The organism is Cohnella sp. LGH (genome assembly GCF_017671885.1).
In the GTDB taxonomy this organism is placed as follows: Bacteria; Bacillota; Bacilli; order Paenibacillales; family Paenibacillaceae; genus Cohnella; species Cohnella phaseoli.
The window spans coordinates 2,771,890-2,791,948 of record NZ_CP072117.1; the positions used below are offsets into that span (position 1 = coordinate 2,771,890).

Annotated in this window: 14 protein-coding genes; all 14 read left to right on the forward strand. The window is 55.6% G+C overall.

Annotated features, from left to right (window positions below):
- Nucleotides 1-524: 524 nt before the first annotated feature.
- The 14 genes from leuC to J4772_RS11705 all read left to right on the forward strand — a co-directional run bounded on the left by leuC (nucleotide 525) and on the right by J4772_RS11705 (nucleotide 20,009).
- On the forward strand, nucleotides 525-1,946 hold the full coding sequence (leuC, locus tag J4772_RS11640) for a 3-isopropylmalate dehydratase large subunit (RefSeq protein WP_116064501.1): 1,422 nt from the start codon (nucleotides 525-527) through the stop codon (nucleotides 1,944-1,946).
- Between the two features lie 17 nt (nucleotides 1,947-1,963).
- Nucleotides 1,964-2,566, forward strand: coding sequence for a 3-isopropylmalate dehydratase small subunit (gene leuD, locus J4772_RS11645; RefSeq protein ID WP_209075332.1), 603 nt, complete (start codon nucleotides 1,964-1,966; stop codon nucleotides 2,564-2,566).
- 199 nt (nucleotides 2,567-2,765) lie between these two features.
- Entirely contained in the window at nucleotides 2,766-4,253 is a 1,488-nt protein-coding gene (locus tag J4772_RS11650) for an N-acetylmuramoyl-L-alanine amidase family protein (RefSeq protein WP_209075333.1), read from the forward strand.
- 62 nt (nucleotides 4,254-4,315) lie between these two features.
- Nucleotides 4,316-7,018 (forward strand): S-layer homology domain-containing protein, encoded by a 2,703-nt coding sequence (locus J4772_RS11655; protein WP_209075334.1) that lies wholly within the window; start codon nucleotides 4,316-4,318, stop codon nucleotides 7,016-7,018.
- Between the two features lie 139 nt (nucleotides 7,019-7,157).
- The gene (locus J4772_RS11660; protein ID WP_209075335.1) at nucleotides 7,158-7,850 is read left to right on the forward strand and encodes a response regulator transcription factor; all 693 of its coding nucleotides are present in this window, start codon (nucleotides 7,158-7,160) and stop codon (nucleotides 7,848-7,850) included.
- Entirely contained in the window at nucleotides 7,851-9,386 is a 1,536-nt protein-coding gene (locus J4772_RS11665) for a sensor histidine kinase (protein WP_209075336.1), read from the forward strand.
- 299 nt (nucleotides 9,387-9,685) lie between these two features.
- The gene (locus tag J4772_RS11670) at nucleotides 9,686-10,861 is read left to right on the forward strand and encodes a TolB family protein (protein WP_209075337.1); all 1,176 of its coding nucleotides are present in this window, start codon (nucleotides 9,686-9,688) and stop codon (nucleotides 10,859-10,861) included.
- 30 nt (nucleotides 10,862-10,891) lie between these two features.
- Entirely contained in the window at nucleotides 10,892-11,587 is a 696-nt protein-coding gene (locus J4772_RS11675; RefSeq protein WP_209075338.1) for a stalk domain-containing protein, read from the forward strand.
- A gap of 216 nt (nucleotides 11,588-11,803) precedes the next feature.
- Nucleotides 11,804-13,423 (forward strand): response regulator, encoded by a 1,620-nt coding sequence (locus J4772_RS11680; RefSeq protein ID WP_116064509.1) that lies wholly within the window; start codon nucleotides 11,804-11,806, stop codon nucleotides 13,421-13,423.
- Nucleotides 13,420-15,198, forward strand: coding sequence for a cache domain-containing sensor histidine kinase (locus J4772_RS11685; RefSeq protein ID WP_209075339.1), 1,779 nt, complete (start codon nucleotides 13,420-13,422; stop codon nucleotides 15,196-15,198). The genes J4772_RS11680 and J4772_RS11685 overlap by 4 nt, the downstream gene beginning before the upstream one ends.
- On the forward strand, nucleotides 15,198-16,190 hold the full coding sequence (locus J4772_RS11690) for a substrate-binding domain-containing protein (RefSeq protein ID WP_209075340.1): 993 nt from the start codon (nucleotides 15,198-15,200) through the stop codon (nucleotides 16,188-16,190). Before J4772_RS11685 ends, J4772_RS11690 begins: the two co-directional genes overlap by 1 nt.
- A gap of 202 nt (nucleotides 16,191-16,392) precedes the next feature.
- Entirely contained in the window at nucleotides 16,393-17,895 is a 1,503-nt protein-coding gene (locus J4772_RS11695; protein ID WP_209075341.1) for a sugar ABC transporter ATP-binding protein, read from the forward strand.
- A 31-nt stretch (nucleotides 17,896-17,926) separates the two neighbouring features.
- Nucleotides 17,927-18,916 carry an ABC transporter permease gene (locus J4772_RS11700; RefSeq protein ID WP_209075342.1) on the forward strand — a complete coding sequence of 330 codons (990 nt, stop codon included), beginning with the start codon at nucleotides 17,927-17,929 and terminating at the stop codon, nucleotides 18,914-18,916.
- A gap of 85 nt (nucleotides 18,917-19,001) precedes the next feature.
- Nucleotides 19,002-20,009: an ABC transporter substrate-binding protein gene (locus tag J4772_RS11705; protein ID WP_116064514.1), complete on the forward strand. Its 1,008-nt coding sequence runs from the start codon at nucleotides 19,002-19,004 to the stop codon at nucleotides 20,007-20,009.
- The last annotated feature ends 50 nt before the right edge of the window (nucleotides 20,010-20,059 follow it).

Genomic DNA, 20,059 nt, shown 5'->3' on the forward strand with positions numbered 1-20,059 from the left:
CGGAGTAACTCTAGGCAAGCATCTCCTCGGAAGATGCACATGCTTCTATTTACTCCTTGCGTTTTAATTTCAGCATCATTATAACACCTGGAAACGAGGGAGACACTGTGAATCGAACCAAAGTATCGTTGATCGATGCAAGACAAAGGGCAGAATACACTGTTGGTGATGCAGCATTCGCCCTAGGTGTTACAATTGATGACTTATCATATTATGAAGTAAACCCAGGAAAAACCCCTTGCAGCGTAGTTATAAAGATGTGTAATCTATATAAGTTGAAATCAGCGGATCAAATACTGGTGGATTAACAATGCCCATATATTGCCCACAAAGACAATGCAACCGAACGCTTTTGACTAATCGCGAAAACCATCTAGATGCACAAAAATAAGGCAACCCAGTTTCCCTGGGTTGCTCATGAATAGGTTACACCTATTAACCTTATAGAAATTATATCTTGGAACAATGATAGACGAAATGTTAAGATAAGAGCAAGTTAAAGAGAACTTTTGGGGTGACAACAAATGAGCAAAAAGACGATGTTCGAGAAAATTTGGGAAAACCACGAGATCGTAGCCGAACAAGGGAAGCCTAGCATTCTCTATATCGATCTCCATCTGGTGCACGAGGTTACGTCCCCGCAAGCGTTCGAGGGACTGCGCCTGTCCGGCCGCAAGGTGAGACGTCCGGAATTGACGTTCGCGACGATGGACCACAACGTTCCGACCAAAGACCGCTTCAACATTGCCGATCCGATCTCCAAGCAGCAGGTCGACACGCTGACGGCAAACTGTAAAGAGTTCGGCGTCAAGCTGTACGACCTGAACACGATCGACCAAGGCGTCGTTCACGTTATGGGACCTGAGCTGGGCTTGACCCATCCGGGCAAAACGATCGTCTGCGGCGACAGCCACACATCGACTCACGGCGCATTCGGCGCTCTCGCGTTCGGTATCGGAACGAGCGAAGTCGAACACGTTATGGCGACGCAATGCTTGCAGCAAGCCAAAGCGAAAACGATGTGCATTCGCTTCAACGGCAAGCGCAAGCCGGGCATTACCGCTAAAGACATGATTCTCGGTCTGATCGCCAAATACGGCACGGACTTCGGTACGGGCTACGTTATGGAATATACGGGCGAAGCGATTCGCGAGCTGTCGATGGAAGAGCGGATGACCGTCTGCAACATGTCCATCGAAGCCGGCGCTCGCGCCGGTCTGATCGCTCCGGACGAAACGACTTTCGAATACTTGCGCGGCCGCGAGTACGCTCCGCAAGGCGAAGCATACGATAAAGCGGTTGAACAGTGGAAAGCGCTGTGCACGGATGAAGGCGCAACGTTCGATTTGACTCTCGATTTCGACGTAGAGTCGTTGATTCCGCAAGTGACTTGGGGCACGAGCCCTGGCATGGGTACGGGCATTACCGATTCCGTGCCGGTTCCGGAGGAACTGCCGACCGAGAACGAGCGCAAAGCCGCTAAGAGCGCGATCGAGTACATGGGACTGAAGCCGGGCACGCCGATGACCGATATCGAGATCGACTATGTATTTATCGGTTCTTGCACGAACGGACGGATCGAAGACTTGCGAGCTGCGGCATCCGTAGCGCGTGGTCACAAAGTCAGCTCTCAAGTAACTGCGATCGTCGTTCCGGGCTCGGGACGCGTCAAGCTGCAAGCCGAGAAGGAAGGCTTGGATAAAATCTTTACCGAAGCCGGTTTCGAATGGCGCGAAGCAGGCTGCAGCATGTGCCTCGCGATGAACCCCGACGTGCTTCAACCGGGACAGCGCTGCGCATCGACGTCCAACCGCAACTTCGAAGGCCGTCAAGGCCGCGGCGGGCGCACGCACCTCGTATCGCCGGAGATGGCGGCTGCGGCTGCGATCCAAGGCCGTTTCGTCGACGTGCGCAAGTGGGATTTCAAAGCCGAAGTGACGGCGTAAGGGGAGGAACCACCAACATGGAAGCATTCGTACAACTGAACGGACTTGTCGCCCCGGTTGACCGGGTTAACGTAGATACGGACGCCATTATACCGAAGCAATTTTTGAAAAGAATCGAAAGAAGCGGGTTCGGCCAATTCCTGTTCTTCGAATGGAGATGGGATGAGCAGGGCAACGTCATTCCTGAATTCAGCCTGAACAAGGACCGCTATCAGGGCGCATCCGTCCTGCTGTCCCGCGCCAACTTCGGCTGCGGCTCGTCCCGCGAGCACGCGCCTTGGGCCATTCTGGACTACGGTTTCCGCTGCGTGATCGCGCCGTCTTTCGCCGACATTTTCTACAACAACTGCTTCAAAAACGGCATTCTGCCAATCAAGCTGAGCGAGGAGCAAGTCGACGACCTGTTCAAGCGCACGGAAGCGATGGAAGGCTACAAGCTGAACGTCGATCTGGAAAATCAGGTCATTACCGACGAAGACGGACTTAACATTCCGTTCGAGCTCGACGCTCACCGCCGCAACTTCCTGCTGCAAGGTCTGGACGACATCGGTCTTACGCTGCAGCACGAAGCTGCCATTACGGCCTACGAGCAAAAACGCGCCGCAAGCGCGGTCGTATAACGCCGAATCTGCGGACGAAGTAAACGGCAGGAGAAAGACCTTTTGTCACCGATTCGGCAAAATTCGGGACAAAGGGTCTTTTTTTCCTCGGTTACGCAACTTTTCTTCGTTTTATACGTCTAATGATTCGTGGACAAACCGCTCGTAAGCTTACATAAATCGACCTTGTTCGCAAATCTATTAGACATCGAGGTGAAGCATGAAGAAGTGGCTCTCCCTGTTGTTTGTCGTCGCCGGCATGCTGGTTCTGAGTTCGGGCATGGCGCACGCCGCCAAAGCGGAGACGCCGACACCCAAATTAATTTTGGACGGCATGGAATTAGAGCCTAAAGTTCCGCCCCTTCTCCTGAAAAGCACGGTAATGGTGCCTGTTCGCATCGCGACCGAAAATTTGGGATACAAGGTGGACTACGACAACCGTAAGAAACAGGTGACGGTATCGAACGGCAAGAAGGAACTCGTCATGACGGTGGACAAGCCTACGGCCTATTTGGACGGAACCCCCGTAGAGATGAAAAATCCGCCGCTAATCCAATCCAACACTACTCTTATCCCTTTAAGATTTCTTGGCGAATCTTTGGACGTCCAGGTTTTCTGGGATAATCAAATTAAATCCGTATTCCTATATTCGCCTTCGAAGCCGGATCCCGAAAATGGGAGCGGAAGCAAGCCGACAGATCCTTCGGACGGCGGCCTGATCGGAGTCGTCGACCCGGTCGAAGGCTCGGAAGGTTCGGGGAACGGATCTTCGCCGGGCACGGTCGTCCCTCCCGTCGTAACGGGAACGTTAAACGAAATCTATTACGATCCCGGAACGGAATCGGTCGTGCTGAAATACGACGGACTGATCGTTCCGCGCGACTTCAAGCTGGATGGCCCGAAACGCATCGTGATCGATATCTCGGGCGGAGCTTACTCTCCGGAATTCGTGCCTGCGGTCGATCTTGCCGCGGCTAATGAAGGCAATATTCCGATTGAAGGACACGAGGCGCTGCGATCGATTCGTTATTCGATGTTCGGCACGGATACGAAAGCGCCAAGATTCGTGCTCGATTTGAATCAAGCATGGGATTACGAATTGCACAACGACCCGAGCGCCGGCGTTCTTACCATTGCGCTTAAGCGCCCGCCGGAAGACAAGTCTTTGTACACCGTCGTCCTCGATGCCGGGCATGGCGGAAGCGACCCGGGCGCCATCAGCATTACGAAGCGTTCGGAGAAGGATTTTAATCTCGCTGTCGTGCTGAAAGTGCAAGCGCTGCTCGCGGGAGAAGAGCGGATTAAGCTGATTATGACGCGCGAAGGCGATACGTACCCGACGCTGACGGATCGATATACGCTGGCCAATTCGCTTCAGGCGGACATTTTTGTTTCCGTACACGCGAATAGCAGCACCTCTCCGAAAACGAACGGCACGGAAACCTATTATACTCGCGCAGACAGCAAGGCGTTCGCCGAGCTGATGCACTCCGTTTTCGCTCCGTCGACGGGGCTGAAGGACAACGGCTTCAAGAAGCACTCCGTCAACCTCGCCGTAACGACGAAGACGACGATGCCGGCCATTTTGCTGGAAGTAGGCTACTTGTCGAGCAGCATCGACGAGCCCCAGCTGTGGACTGAAGAGCTGCAAAACCGCGTCGCCGAAGCAATCGCGACGGGAATCAAAATGCAATTGAATTTGCAATAAGCCGTCCGGCCCCGAATCAGGGGCCGGCATGCGCATATTTTGGGAGAGGGGACAGGTTGACGATGAAAAAGGGGTTATCGAAAGGCGTTACCGGTTTACTTGCCGCATCGCTGGTGTTATCGGGGGTCTCCTACACAAGTAAGGCCGTATGGGCCGCTTCCATTTTCACGGACGTTAAGCCGGGCTGGTCGGAGAAGCATATTACGAAGCTGGCTATGCAAGGCATTTTGAAGGGCGGCACGGGCAAGCAAGCAGGCATGTTCAGCCCCGCCAATAAAGTGACGCGCCAGGAAGCGGTTATTATCGCGATCCGATTTATGGGCGTCGAGAACGAAGTGAAGGTCGGCGATCCTCTTGTTTTTCCAAGCGATCTGGTCATTAAAGACGACTACAAACCTTACATAAAACTTGCGGTACAAAAAAATATTTTGAATCTCCAGGAAGAAATCGCACTGGTTCAAAAAGACGGCGGCAAGGAATGGGGCAGCAGCCCCGCTACGCGCGAATGGATGGCCAAGCTGCTCGTGCGCGCCATCGGCAAAGACCAGGCAGCCAAGGATGTCGCGGACAAAGCGACTTCGTTCAGCGACGACGGGCAGATCGACGCCGGCCTGAAAGGCTACGTCAGCGTTGCAACGACGCTCGGACTCGTTAACGGCGTTACGGCGACCAAGTTCGATCCGACGGCATCGGTGACGCGAGAGATGGCATCCACACTGTTCAGCCGCGCGCAATCCCAAGTCGACGTCGCCTACTCCGGGCAAGTATCCGGAGCGCTAACCGCAGTGGAAGGCAGCAAGCTGACGCTGCTTCATTCCGACGGCGTCGTGAAGAGCTACACGCTGAGCTCATCCTCTTTTGTCTACGGATTCGGTTCGGAACAGACGACCAATATTTCTGCTTTAAAGCTGTACGGCGAAGTGATTCTGATCGGCAATACCGACGGAACGGTCGGATATGTCGAGCAGACAAGCGAAACGCCGAAGGTGAAAAATATCGAAGGAACGCTGCTGCTCGTATCCGAAGCGCAAAATAAGCTGACCGTCTCGATCGACGGGGAGCCTAAAAGCGTTTCCTACAATGCGCAAGCTTTAACGATCAAAGATATTAACGGCAAATCGCTTACGATCGCCGATCTTCCCGTTAACGTGCCTGTGACGCTAGGCGTGGATGTGGCGACTGAGAGCAAGCTCCTGTCACTAACGGTGAACAAGGCGGTTACGAACAAGTCTGGCACAGGTACGGTTGAAGCTGTCAATGTAAGCGGCTTGACCCTGCAAGTTAAGGATGCAGCAGGCGAATCGGAATCATATCCTATCGATGCGAATGTAGTCGTTAAACATAACAGCACGAATTTGACGCTGGATCAGCTTGTCGCCGGCGATGCCATTTCCTATGAAGTGAAGATGGGCTCGGTGACGAGCATTACCGTGACGAAGAAGGTTCAGCCTCCGATCATAGGTACTGTAAACCTGCTGGACAAAGGAACGAAAACGATCCAGTATCGGGTGAACGGGAAACTCGAGGTTCAGGAGCTGGCGGATAATGTCACTGTCAAGCTTGAAGGACTGTCCAATGTAACATTGAACGACTTGTTCCCGGGCGATACAGTATCTATGACACTGAACGACAGCGGCAAAGTCGGGATCATCACAATTACGAGTCGTTCCGTCAACTTCCTGAACGGAGCGGTGGTGTTTTCCGCCGACCTGGATAACGACATTCTGATCGTGACCGATTCCACGAACAAGAAGGTTCCGCTTATTCTTACCGAGACGACCCGGTTCGATCTGAATGGAACAGTTCTCACGAAGAAAGATGCGGTAAAATATATCATCAAAGGCAAGAAAATTAACGTAGGCTACACCAACTCGAACGCGGCTTACATTTCGGTCGTTTCCCAGTACTCCGGCACAGTGCTGGAGAACAACCTGTCGGCCAAGACGCTTAAGCTGCAGCTGGACAATAAGAATGAGGTCGTACTGCCTTATCCGAACTATTTCTCGGCTGAAATCTACGGAACGTCCTCGACGAGCTATCTTGATATTCGCGTCGGAGACAAAGTTACGGCGCTGATGGATTACAATACGCAGGATACGGTCATTGCCGTCCAAGTAGAGAAAACAGTACAGTTTGAACTGGAAAAAGTGGATCTGTCGCTGAACAAGGTTCGCGCGAAACGGTCCGACGGCGTGTTCGAAGAATGGAGCCTGAATACGACGCTGCTGTCCCTTGTGGACGAGAACGACAACCCGATCAGTCTGAACGCATTGAATCAATTAAACACCAAGCTGCTTAATGTGACATTCAAAGGCAGAACGCCGGTCAAGATCAAAGCGTATCCGGTCACCTACGGAAAAGTGACGTCCGTGAACGCTGCGGCAAACTCGGTCGAACTGTTGACGAACACAGGCGCGACGGTTACGAGAACGTTCGCCGCGGCTCCATCGGTCGTGCGCAACAGCTCCGTTGTCGGTTCGTTGTCTTCGATCAAAGCGGACGATCGCGTCGAAGTACGGGTAGACGAGAGCGGCAAAGCTGTAATTGAGATCGTTGCGGGGATCAGCAAGACGTACAATAACCACAATTCGAGTGTGCTGTACGTGAACAGATCGTCGCTGAGCGAGAGCAATACGTATGATTTGCATCCGCAAGTATACGTTCATCAAGGAACGAGAACGGTGCTGCTGTCGGAGATGAAGAAGGACGATGCGCTCACGCTGTATATTTTACGGGGCAAAGTCGTCGAAATCGTGAAAAATTAAGTAGTTTTCAATCGTCAGGCCAATCGGAGAAATCCGGTTGGCCTGATTTGCTGTGTGCGGAGTATACCGCCCGGAATCGTGGCAACCGATTCTTCTTATTTGATATACTACAGGGAACAAATCATACGAGGAGATTTTCATGACCAAAATACTTGTGGTGGATGACGAGAGCAGCATTCGGGAGGCTGTAGCTTACGCGCTGCGCAGAGAAGGGTATGAGGTGGAGACGGCTGCAGACGGTCAGGAGGCGCTGGACAAGGTGGAGACGTTCCGGCCGTCGGTGATGGTGCTCGATGTCATGATGCCTCGTGTTAACGGTTATGACGTATGCCGCAAATTGGATGGGCGGCCGCGGCCTGCGATTATGCTGCTGACCGTCAAAGACGATATCGTCGATAAAGTGCTGGGGTTGGAGCTCGGGGCCGACGATTATATGACCAAGCCCTTTGATATGCGGGAGCTGCTGGCCAGAGTCAAGGCGTTATCGCGTCGCGGAGGTTATGTCGAGCAGACGCAGCAGGAGCAGGAGCAGCAAGAAGTGCTGAGATTGGGGGAACTGTCCGCAGAGCTGTTCAGCCGCGCAGTGTCTATCCAAGGCGAACTGCTGGATTTAACGCCGAAGGAATTTGATTTGCTGATATTGCTGATGCGCAATCCGGAGCGGGTCTACTCCCGGGAAGTGCTGCTGGAGAAAGTATGGGATATGGATTTTGCTGGCGGCACCCGCACGGTGGATATCCATGTGCAGCGTCTGCGCAAAAAGCTGGGCAGTCACCACGGGCTGATTCAAACCGTTTACGGCATCGGCTATAAAAGCACGGGGACGCCTTAGATGGCAAGCCAATTTCGGCTGGGCCTGAAGGGGAAAATGTCGTTGCTGCTCGCCTTGCTGCTCGTTTTTATCGTAACCTGCTTGAGCGTGTTGGTGTTAAGAGGCATCCGGGACAATCAGCGCACGATGCTGGAGCAGTCTTTTTCCCGACAGGCGGAGGCCGCTAATTTGCGCGTACGGGAGGAATATTTGTCCGAAAGCAAAATTCCGCCGGACCGATTTATGGAGCAGACGGGTCAACGGCTGGCCGTGGATCTGGGCGCGCAAAGCGGCATGGCCGTGACGCTGTATACGGCGGACGGCGCTTTTGCCGGAACCTCGCTGCCCTTTCAGTCTAAGGCCGATGTGCAGGATGCCCTGCAATATACGGCTCAAGGGCATTCGGCTTACATTACCCAAGGAGATCAGCTGTTGTTCCTCGCTCCGCTATACAATGCCGATCAGCGTCTAGGCACGGTGCAGTTTCATGCTACGCTCGTCGAGCAGAATGCTTTTTACGCCCGAATTCGCCAGTTGTTTATACTTGCCGGAGCGACCGTTCTGGGCGTCGGTTTTCTAATCGGGTACGTGTATGTCCGGCGGCAGGTCAATGTGATCGATCGGCTGAACAAAGCGGCAGTGCAAATCGGTCAAGGAGAGTATCTGTTGACGCTTCCGATTGTCAGAAAGGATGAGCTGGGCGAGCTTGCGCAAGGAATCTACGAGATGAGCGGCAGCATCTCCGCATCGGTCGGCGCTCTGCATGAAGAAAAACAAAAGCTGATTGAAACGGTAGGGCGGCTGAGGGAGTTGGAGCAGCAGCAAAAGCAATTCATCGGCAATATTAGCCATGAGCTAAAGACGCCCTTAACCTCAATTATCGCGTACGCCGATCTGTTGACGATGTACAGCGACGATCCTGCCCTGCTGGACGATGCCGGGAGGCGTATCCATGCAGAGGCGCAAAGATTGTACAGTCTTGTGGAGAAGGCGCTGCAGTTGTCTGCGATGGACGTTTACGAGTTTGAGACGCGAGCGGAGTCGGTTTCGCTGAGACCCTTGCTGGAGGAAGCCGCGGCCCGGCTGCAAGGCAAGGCGGACAGCTGCGGCGTTACGATCCATACTTCGCTTGTGGAAGGCGAGGTGTGGGCCGATCCCGAGAACGTGATGCACATCATGCTCAATCTGCTGGATAACGCGATAAAATATAACCGCCCAGGCGGACAAGTTCGCTTACTAAACTACGTAGCAGCATCAGCAGAAGGAGCACAGCGGATGAGGATCGAGGTGGCCGATACGGGAATCGGCATTCCGAAGGAAGCCGTATCGCGCATTTTCGATCCGTTCTATACGGTCAGCCGAGACCGGTCAAGAGCCAGCGGCGGAACCGGACTTGGGTTAGCCCTAGTGCGCAATCTGACCGAGAAGCAAGGCGGAACGGTGCAGCTTGTAGAGACAGGCCCCAGCGGGTCGCGCCTTAGAGTGGAGCTTCTGCTGCATGCCGGCGATTCGAATAAGACAATCTATACAGCAGATGACGAAGGGGCTGACTCATAGCCGAGTTGCTTGAGATAATCGATATATAGAAGAAGAGGGGGATGTACCTCCCGGAGACCTAATCATGGCCCATAACACTTCCAGGTAAAGTTGATCCGCCATAAAAGTCTATCTTTCACAGCAACTTGGTTGGCTTATGGGGCAGCCTCTTTTCGCCATGCTGTAGAAGTCATCTCTGGATTGTTTACAAGTTCGTTACAAGCCGGATATGTTTGCGCAATATTATCAATCTATACTGAAGGCCGTGGGGGAGAATTGTCCCAGGTCAGAATCATTTGCGGAGGAGCGGGAGGTCCCTGATGAACAAAGAGAAATATATCGCCGGTCTGATTGCGGCGACCCTGCTGTCAGTTGGCATTGTGTCCGGATGTAATGCAGAGCGGAAGGGCGACACAGCAGAGGTACGCATCAGCCCGGGGACAACTGACCAACCTGGCTCCGGGACGGGAGGAGGAAAACGCGAACTGACTGTAGTCAAAGAGAGCAAGCCGTCTGCCGAACAGGGAATTGCGGTGCAGCGAATCCACCGGATGGATGCCGCAAATATCGAGAAATGGCTCTCGGACAATGAACTGGAGATCCAGGTCACCACAATGGAGAAGCAAGCTACCGCGACGGAGGAAGCGCAATTTAGCTACCAGCGGTTCCGTGTCGATCTGGAGACCGGCGAGAGGCAAGGCATCGAGGAACCGCCAGGAGCGGCTCAGGGAGAAGTCGTCAAAACGTTCTTGTCGCCGGATGGGAAATACGCCTTTATTCAGACCTGGAAGGACAAATATACGGCCGTAAACGAGATCGAAAACAGGACTACCGGGGAGCGGCAGGAGATTGCGGTCGACAACTATATGGAAACGGGCGGCTGGCTTGATTCTGATTCCTATGTTCTCGCCGCCGGCTCGATGGAGAACCGGGGCGAAATATGGAACATATCCGCGGACGGTACCCGGGAGAAAATCGAGCTGCAGGATCCTGATGTGGAGAGCTTCACCGAATTTGCTGCGGGCAATGGGAAGATTTATTATACCGATTCCAAAAACCGCATGAAAAGCTTCGCCCCCACACAATCCCGGCCAACCTCTCTTGTAGAGGATGTCTCCGGCATGAGTCTGTCGCCCGACAGTCAGCGGATTGCCGTTTCCACGACAGGAAGCGGCGGGAGGGAAGACTCGCGCCTGCTTATCTACGATACGAGCGGTCACGTACAAGGCTTGCTAATCGGCAAAGGCGACCTGCTCTCCCATCAATCGTGGTCTCCCGATTCTTCCAAGCTGGCCTTTGCCGTCTATACCGAGGATAAGGGCGGCATGAACGGGATCTATATTTTTGATACGGTCTCCGGCAAAGTATCGCCGCTAGGGCTATCGTATTACCCGGTGTATCCGCTGAGCTGGAGTCCCTCTGGCAGTAGGCTGGGCATTACCGTGGACGATAAAGAGAAGCTAATCGTTACGCATATTGTAGATTTCAAAAAATGATTTTTGTTCAGGAAAAAGGAGAGATTCGTTATGAAAAAAACATTGTTGACCGCCATCGTACTGGGAATGACTGTAACGGGAGCCGCCGGGGTGTATGCCGGAAGCAAGCTGGAGAAAATCAACGCCTATCTGAATCATGGCATTACTTTTAACGTAAACGGAGCCGATCAATCTTTGTTAGACAGCAACGGCAAAAAACTGGCGCCGATCACTTACCAGAATACGACGTATTTGCCGGTGAGGGCCATTTCCAACCTGGCCGGGATCAACGTATACTACGATGCGGCCAACCAGCGGATTCGGCTGGAAACCAAAGAGGACGTCGAAGTCCCTGCAAATCAATGGGCAACTATCCAATATAGTCAAGCGCAGATCAAAGCCATCAAAGAGGCCTACGCCCAGTTTGAATCGTTTGAGACGGCTTACGCACCGAAGCAAATGGCCAAAAACGATAGTTATGTTAAAGCGGCAGCTACAGGCGATGGAGTCAATCTGATCTTTAAGCATATGATCGTGAATGTGTCGCCGCGGGATTACTCCGCTGGTTATGAATCCAAGGAGGTTAAGCTGTCCAACGGCGTGAGCGCGAAGTGGTATACGCCTTCCGATACGCCGATGCTGGGCTTCCAATTGGACGACCGGACAGTGACGATCAGCTCCCCTGACGGTTCCCTCAGCAGCAGCCAAATGGAACAGGTCGCTGTTAGCGTAGCAGAACTGAAATAAGAGATAGCGTAAGTTGGACGCAATTGGAATTCTTAAGAGGCAGTTGAAAATAGAAAGCCCGAAGGGCGCCTTGCTTCCGTATGCGGAGCAGGCGCTTTTCGCCGTCCAAGTTGTGGCATTAGCCGCGGAATGCTTGCCTAACCTCGAATTCGACGACATAATAAAAAGATGCGAAGACAGGGGAGGGCGTTATCCCCGAGGAGAGGAGGGCGCGGCGTGTACAAAATCATGCTGGTAGACGACGAAGCGGAGGTGCGGGAAGGCATCCGCAGGCGCATCGCCTGGCACGAGCACGGCTTTGAATGTGTAAGCGATTGCGAGAATGGCATGGACGCGCTCGAGGCGGCGGAGCAGCTTAGACCCGACGTGGTGCTGACCGATATCAATATGCCGTTTATGGATGGTCTGGAATTGACGCGTCAGCTGTCCGAGCGTCTCCCGTGGACAAAGGTGGTCATTTTGACCGGATACGACGATTTCGATTACGCCCAGCAAGCGGTGAAGCTGCGCGTGAACGACTTTATTTTGAAACCGATTACAGCCGAAGAGCTGATCCGCGTTCTGGAGAGCGTCAAGCGGGAGCTGGACGAAGAGAGGGACCGGCTCGAAAATCTCGTGCGGCTGGAACGCCAGCTACGGGAAAGCCTGCCCGCCCTTAAGGAGCGTTTTCTGGAAAGGATGGTCGGCACCTCGATCGGCGTAGGCGAGATGAAGCAGCGAATGGCTTACTTCGGTCTGAATCTGCCCGGTCCCGAATATGTGGTTCTGGCAGCCGACGCGGATCATTTCGGCGAGGCGGCCCCTGAAGCCGATCGGGAGCTGCTGCGCTTCGCGCTGCACAACATCGTGCAGGAGATCGCGGCTCGGGAGCCGGCATCGGCCGAGTTCCGCAGCCGGGAGGAGAAGGTCGTGTGCATTCTGTCCGGAGGCTCGGACATCCGCCTGTTCGATCGGGCGCAGGCGCTGGCGGAGGAAATCCGGCGATCGGTGGAGACGTATTTGCGTTTTACGGTCACGGTCGGCATCGGCCTCCCCGTCTTCGGCCTGGCCGATCTCCGCCAGTCGTATCGCTCCGCCGTCGCGGCTCTCGACTACCGCGTACTGCTCGGGACGAATCGGGTGATCAGCATTACGGACGTCGAAACCCGCCGCCGTCTGTCCGCCGAGACGACGGGAGATTGGGAGAAACGGCTCGTCGTCGGCATTAAAACAGGCTCCAGGGAGGAGGCGGACCAGGCGGTCGCCGCGATCGTCTCCGGATTAAAGGAGGCCGCTCCTTCCATCGAGCAGGTCTATATCCGCATTCAGAAGCTGATCGTCTCTTTGCTTAACGCGCTGGAGGAGCCGGGCGGAGGCGCAAGTCCGTTCGGGGAAGCCGTCAATCCGATCACGGAGGTCTACCGCTTCAAGACGCTGGAAGAAATCGAGATCTGGCTCAAGGAGCTGTGCAGGGATTCGATCAGGATGCTTGCCGAGAAGCGCAGCGATATGGCCCGCGATCTGATGGTCAAAGCCGAAGCGCATATCCGGGACAACTTCTCCGATCCGAATCTGTCCCTGAAGGCGGTGTGCGAGATTGTCCATATGAGCAACAGTTATTTCAGCGCTTTGTTCAAAGCGAGGACGGGGAAGACGTTCGTCGAATTTCTGACTTGTCAGCGGGTCGAGAAAGCGAAGGAGCTGCTCGCGTCCACCGATCTGAAGAGCTACGAGATCGCCGCGGCGGTCGGCTATGCCGATCCGCATTATTTCAGCGTGCTCTTCAAGAAAGCGACCGGGGACACGCCCACCGAATACCGCCAGAAGGCGGCGGTTGACCGGGAGAGGGCGACATGAACCTGTTTCGCTTCCGCACGATCCAATCCAACATCGCCGCGGCGCTCGCTTTACTGATCGTCATTCTCGCTCTGGTCATGGGCTTCAGCGCCTATCGCTTGTCCACGTCCGCCGTCCAGCGGACCGCCCAGGATTTTACGGCCGAGCTGATCAAGCAGGTCAACAGCAACATCCAGTCTTACGTCAACAATATGGAAAATATTTCGCTGCTAGCGCTGAATCACCGGGGCTTGAGCGGCTACCTGAGCGGAGTGAATGACGACGACGCGGCGGTAACGGACTTTCTGAAGACGATCATGCTGTCGCGGAAGGACATCGCCTCTATCGGCGTATTCGGCTATAACGGCCGCTTCGTCTCCGACGGCGGAAGCGGGAACTTGAATCCTTACGTGGACGTGAAGGAGCAAAGCTGGTACAGCGAGGCGAAGGAGGGACGCGGCAAGGTGTTCATTTCCCCCTCGCACGTGCAGCCCGTATTCAAGGAGGATTACCGGTGGGTCGTCTCGCTTAGCCGTGAGATCCGAAGCCCGGACAATACGAAAGGGCTCGGAATTTTGCTGGTCGATCTCAACTTCAGCGTCATCAACGATATTTTGAACGGAATCGAGTTGGGCAAGCGGGGGTACGTGTACATCATCGACCGGAGCGGCCGCGTCGTCTACCATCCGCAGCAGCAGCTGCTGTACAGCAACCTCAAGACGGAGAAGATCGAGGAGGCGCTCGCTCTCGACAACGGCAGCTTCATTACGAACGAAGGCGGCCAGAGCCGCATCTATACAGTGCAGGATTCCGGCTTCGGCTGGAAAATCGTCGGCGTGTCCTACGTCAGCGAGCTGGTCAACAACAAAGGCGAAATGCAGACGTCGTTCTTCATCCTTGGCGGAATCAGCCTGGTCGTGGCGCTGCTTCTGTCCTTCCTGCTGTCGCGCAACCTGACCCGACCGATCCATCAGATGCAGAAGCATATGAGCGAGGTGGAAAAAGGCAACTTCGACATTCAGGTGCCGGTCGATTCGACGCGCGAGATCGGGATGCTGGCCCGCGCCTTTAACCTGATGGTCGTGCGCATTCGCGAGCTGATGGCCCAGGTGGTCAAAGAGCAGGAATTCAAGCGGAAGAGCGAGCTGAACGCGCTGCAAGCGCAGATCAATCCGCATTTTCTGTACAACACGCTCGATTCGATCGTCTGGATGGCGGAGAACGACAAGTCGGCGGAAGTCGTTCGAATGACTTCGGCGCTGGCTCGATTGTTCCGCGCTTCGATCAGCAAAGGCTCCGAGTTGGTGCCCATCCGCAACGAAGTCGAGCATATCAGCAACTATTTGACAATTCAGAAGATGCGTTACCGCGACAAGCTCGATTTCTGTATCGACGTGGACGACGCGATCAAAGGCAACCTGACCTTGAAGGTACTGCTGCAGCCGCTGGTCGAAAACGCGATTTACCACGGCATCAAAAACAAGTACGGAACGGGCACGATCCGGATAACGGGAGAGCGGGAAGGGGAGACGATTGTACTGCGGGTGAACGACAACGGCGTGGGCATGGACGAGGAGACGCGCAAATCGCTGCTGAGCCCCGCGACCGACGCCAAACAAGGCAAGGGCGTAGGACTGATGAATGTGCACGAGCGCATTCGGCTTTATTTCGGCAAGATCTACGGTTTGACGATCGACAGCGAACCCGACGAGGGCACGACGGTGACGGTGAAGTTTCCGGTGCTCGACAAGCCGGCCGGTAGCGCGGAGTCGTCCGGGAAGGAGAGGGGAACGTAATGGCCAGACGAAGCGATACGAAGCGATTGCTGACGTTCGTGCTGGCGGTGCTCGCCGTTACGCTGGCTGGAAGCTACGGCCTGGCCGCGCTGCGCGGAAACGAGGCCGACAAGCCGCTGAACGTCACCGTTGTCATCAAATCGGTGTCCAAGGAGATGGAGTTCTGGCAGGTGCTGTCCGAAGGCGTTCATGCTGCGGCCAAGGAATTCGGCGTCAACGCCCGCGTCGTCGGCCCCCAGAGGGAGACGGATATCGACGTCCAGATCGACATGCTGCGGCAGGTCGTGCGGGAGAAGCCGGACGTCATTCTGCTCGCCGCGGCCGATTATAACCGGCTGGCGCCGCTCGCTGATGAGATCGACAAGGCGGGCATCCCGCTCATCACGATCGACTCCGGGGTGAACAGCGAAGTTCCCCGAGGCTTTATCGCGACCGACAACGTGGAGGCCGGGAAGAAGGCGGCGAGGCAGCTGGCCGAGCTGCTCGAGGGGCCGTCGCAAATCGCCGTCATCAGCTACGTGAAGGAGACGGCCACGCAGATCGAGAGGGAGCGGGGCGTCCGGGAGGTGTTGGAGCCGGACGGCCGCTTCGAGATCGTCGGCACCTACTACAGCAACGGGGACGAGAACATCGCTTACGAGACGACGAAGGAGCTGCTGCGCAAATATCCGGATCTGAAAGGAGTTGTCGGCCTGAACGAGCCTTCCTCCGTAGGCGCGGGCCGGGCGATCAAGGATATGGGGCGCGGCGGCGAAGTGCTGCTGGTCGGTTTTGACAGCTCGGTCGACGAAGTCCGCCTGCTGGAGGAGGGCGTCATCCAGGCGACTGTCGTCCAGCGCCCCTTCAACATGGGCTATCTCGGCGTCAAAACGGCGGTCGATCTGAGCGCCGGCCGGAAGGCGCCGGCCTCCACAGACACTGGCTCGATCGTCATTACGAAGGCGAATATGTACGAAGAGGAGAACCAGCAGCTCGTATTTCCTTTTAAATAAAATCGATTTTGCGCAACCGTTCCCGGCAACGGCGGCTACTTGGCCGCAGTTTGCCGGAGAACGGTTTTTTTGGCATGTCCGGAGATCGTCAGAGATTTTTCAACTAGGCCAAGAGATTATTCCATTTCGTCTGTAAGCGTTTAACTCTACAATTCGGATAGACAGCAAAGCCGCCGCAAGGCAAATCAGAAGGGGTGAGAGGATGAGCGAGCCATTGCTCCGCATGGAAGGCATCGACAAGTCGTTTCCCGGCGTTCAAGCGCTGCAGCAGGCGCAATTCGAGCTGCTTGCGGGCGAGGTGCACGCGCTGATGGGAGAGAACGGCGCGGGCAAGTCGACGCTGATGAAGGTGCTGACCGGCGTGTACAGGAAAGATGCCGGAACGGTCCGCTATCAGGGGAAGGAAGTGGAGTTTTCCCATACGAAGGCGGCGCAGGACGCCGGCATCAGCATCATTCATCAGGAATTGAATCTGGCGCCGGATCTGACCGTGGCCCAGAACATCTATATCGGCCGAGAGCCGAGAATGAATGGCTTCCCGTTGTTCATCGACGAGAAGAAGCTCAACGAGCAGGTGCGAGTGTTGCTGAAGAAAATGAACCTGCACCTCGAGCCGGACACTCCCGTTGCCGATCTGACCGTAGCCAAGCAGCAAATGGTGGAGATCGCCAAGGCGCTGTCGTTTAACGCCAAAGCGCTCGTCATGGACGAACCGACGGCGGCGCTCAGCGACAGCGAAATCTCCGACCTGTTCCGGATCATCGGCGAGCTGAAGGCAAGCGGCGTCGGAATCGTCTACATCTCCCACCGGATGGACGAGATCAAGCGGATTACCGACCGCGTGACGGTCATGCGCGACGGCGCTTACATCGACACGGTCCGTACGGACGAGGTGACGATCGACCGGATCATCTCGATGATGGTCGGGCGCGCCGTCTATCAGGAATCCCGCGCCAAGGCTTCGACGTACGGGGAAACGGCTCTTGAGGTGAGCGGGCTGAACCGCGGCCGGGCGCTCAAAAATATCGGGTTTGCCGTGCGCAAAGGAGAGATTCTCGGCTTCGCGGGTCTGGTCGGAGCAGGAAGGACGGAGCTGGCCCGGGCGATCTTCGGGGCGGACCCGATCGATTCGGGCGAGGTGCGCGTCCATGACCGCCAGGTTCGTATCCGAAGCCCGTACGATGCGGTTCGGGCCGGGATCGGCTACTTGTCCGAGGATCGCAAGCGATTCGGGCTCCTCGTCGACATGGACGTGAAGACGAACGTCGCCGTCGCCAGCCTGCGCGGCTTTACGCGGCTCGGAGGCTGGATGAAGGCGGGAGCGGTCGCTGAAGTCGCCGAGTCCGTCGTGGATAAGCTGAAGGTCAAGACGCCGGGTATCGATCAGGAGGTCAAATTTTTGTCCGGTGGCAATCAGCAGAAGGTCGTCATCGGCAAATGGTTGACCCGCGACTGCGACATCCTCATTTTCGACGAACCGACCCGGGGCATCGACGTCGGCGCCAAGAGCGAAATCTACAAGCTGCTGGAGGAGCTGGCCGACCAAGGGAAGGCGATTATTATGATCTCCTCGGAGCTTCCGGAAATATTGCGGATGAGTCATCGCATCGTCGTCATGTGCGAGGGCCGGATTACCGGAGAGCTTTCCCGCGAGGAAGCGACGCAAGAGAAAATCATGAGCCTGGCCACCGCTCGAATGGCCTGAATCAAGCAATCGAAAGGGGAGAGAGCTTCATATGCAACCCGCAGAAGCGAAAAAGACGCTTAAGCTAGGCTCGGGCATGCTGCAGCAGCTGCTGGCGTTTACGAGTCTGATCGTTCTTATACTGGTGTTTTCGTTTGCATCGGAGAACTTCTTCCAGTTTTCCAACATTGTCGGCATTCTGCTCTCTACGGCGGTCATCGGCGTGCTGGCGCTCGGCTCGACCTTCGTCATTATTACCGGAGGCATCGACTTATCCGTCGGTACGGTGATGACGTTGAGCGCGGTCATGACCGGGGTGTTCATCACCTTCTGGGATTTTCCCATATGGCTGGGCGTCGTCGGGGGCGTGCTAACCGGCGCGCTATGCGGCTTCCTGTCCGGGACGCTCGTGGCGAAGCTGAAAATTATGCCCTTCATCGCGACGCTGGCCGTCATGATGATCGCCAAAGGGCTGGCGCTCGTTATCTCCGGAACGAAGCCGATCTATTTCAACGACGATCCGGTATTCCGCAAAATTGCTCAAGGCTCATTGCTCGGCGATCTCATTCCGGGCTTCACCATTCCGAACGCGGTGTTGATCTTCTTCTTGGCGGCGATTGTTGCGGGCATCATTTTGTCCCGCACGATCGTCGGGCGCTACAACTTCGCGCTGGGCAGCAACGAGGAAGCGACGCGGTTGTCCGGAGTCAACGTGAACTTCTGGAAAATCGTCATCTACACGATTACCGGTCTGTTCACCGGTCTTGCCGGCGTGCTGATCGCCTCCCGTCTCAACTCCGCCCAGCCGGCGCTGGGAGCGGGCTACGAGCTCGAAGCGATTGCGGCGGTCGTCATCGGAGGCACCTCGCTGAGCGGGGGCAAAGGCACGATCGTCGGCACCGTCATCGGCGCATTGATCATGAGCGTATTGACGAACGGTCTGAGAATTTTGTCCGTGCCCCAGGAGTGGCAGACTGTCGTCGTCGGCCTGGTCATATTGCTGGCGGTGTACACGGACATGCTGCGCAGACGAAAAAGATGACCATTGACAGCGGTAGGCACTCCGCGGCTTCGGCCCGGAGTTTCCATACAACCATTTCATGAGGAAAAAGGGGAGAACTCCGGTTATGAAAAAATGGACCATGCTTCTCGTATCGACATTGCTCGTCGCTCTGACGCTGAGCGCTTGCGGCGGCAAGAAGGAATCTGGCGGACAGCCGTCGGCATCGAATGCAGGCGGAAGCGCGCCTGCGGCCAGCGAAGGCAAGCTGTATATCCCGATCGTCTCCAAGGGCTTCCAGCATCAATTCTGGCAAGCGGTTAAACAAGGCGCCGAGAAAGCGGCGGCCGAGCTCGGCGTCGAAATTACGTTCGAAGGACCGGAGACGGAAGCTCAGGTCGACAAGCAGATCGAAATGCTGCAGGCGGCATTGGATAAGAAGCCCGCAGCTATCGGTTTCGCGGCGCTGGACAGCCAGGCGTCGGTGCCTTATCTGGAGCAGGCGCAGGCTGCGGGCATTCCCGTCGTCGCCTTCGACTCCGGCGTAGAGAGCAGGATTCCGGTAACGACGGCGGCAACGAACAACGTCGCGGCATCCGCGATGGCGGCCAAGAAAATGGCCGAGCTGATCGGCAACGAGGGCGAGATCGCCATGGTTGTCCACGATCAGACTAGCCGCACTGGCGTCGATCGCCGCGACGGCTTCAAGAACGAGATTGAGACGAACCACCCGAACATTAAAATCGTGGACATTCAGTACGGCGGCGGCGACCATCTGAAATCGACCGACCTTGCTAAGGCAATTATTCAGGCGCATCCGAATTTGAAAGGCATTTTCGGCTCCAACGAAGGCTCCGCCATCGGCGTGTTCAACGCCGTGACCGAGCTCGGCCTCGAAGGCAAAATTACCGTAATCGGCTTCGATTCCGGCAAGCAGCAGATCGATGCGATCAAATCCGGCAAGATGGCCGGGGCGATTACTCAGAATCCGGTCGGCATCGGCTACGAAACCGTCAAGGCGGCCGTCGCCGCGGTGAAGGGCGAGAAAGTCGAGCCGATTATCGACACAGGCTTCTTCTGGTACGACCAGTCCAATATCGACAGCGAGGAAATTAAAGCCGCTCTATACGAATAACGGACGGGGCCGAGACAGGAACGGATGACGGGAAAGCAGTCCGGGCGCTT

Coding starts and splice junctions, on each gene's coding strand:
- leuC (WP_116064501.1), top strand. CDS start 525: ATGAGCAAAAAGACGATGTTCGAGAAAATTTGGGAAAACCACGAGATC.
- leuD (WP_209075332.1), top strand. CDS start 1,964: ATGGAAGCATTCGTACAACTGAACGGACTTGTCGCCCCGGTTGACCGG.
- J4772_RS11650 (WP_209075333.1), top strand. CDS start 2,766: ATGAAGAAGTGGCTCTCCCTGTTGTTTGTCGTCGCCGGCATGCTGGTT.
- J4772_RS11655 (WP_209075334.1), top strand. CDS start 4,316: ATGAAAAAGGGGTTATCGAAAGGCGTTACCGGTTTACTTGCCGCATCG.
- J4772_RS11660 (WP_209075335.1), top strand. CDS start 7,158: ATGACCAAAATACTTGTGGTGGATGACGAGAGCAGCATTCGGGAGGCT.
- J4772_RS11665 (WP_209075336.1), top strand. CDS start 7,851: ATGGCAAGCCAATTTCGGCTGGGCCTGAAGGGGAAAATGTCGTTGCTG.
- J4772_RS11670 (WP_209075337.1), top strand. CDS start 9,686: ATGAACAAAGAGAAATATATCGCCGGTCTGATTGCGGCGACCCTGCTG.
- J4772_RS11675 (WP_209075338.1), top strand. CDS start 10,892: ATGAAAAAAACATTGTTGACCGCCATCGTACTGGGAATGACTGTAACG.
- J4772_RS11685 (WP_209075339.1), top strand. CDS start 13,420: ATGAACCTGTTTCGCTTCCGCACGATCCAATCCAACATCGCCGCGGCG.
- J4772_RS11690 (WP_209075340.1), top strand. CDS start 15,198: ATGGCCAGACGAAGCGATACGAAGCGATTGCTGACGTTCGTGCTGGCG.
- J4772_RS11695 (WP_209075341.1), top strand. CDS start 16,393: ATGAGCGAGCCATTGCTCCGCATGGAAGGCATCGACAAGTCGTTTCCC.
- J4772_RS11700 (WP_209075342.1), top strand. CDS start 17,927: ATGCAACCCGCAGAAGCGAAAAAGACGCTTAAGCTAGGCTCGGGCATG.
- J4772_RS11705 (WP_116064514.1), top strand. CDS start 19,002: ATGAAAAAATGGACCATGCTTCTCGTATCGACATTGCTCGTCGCTCTG.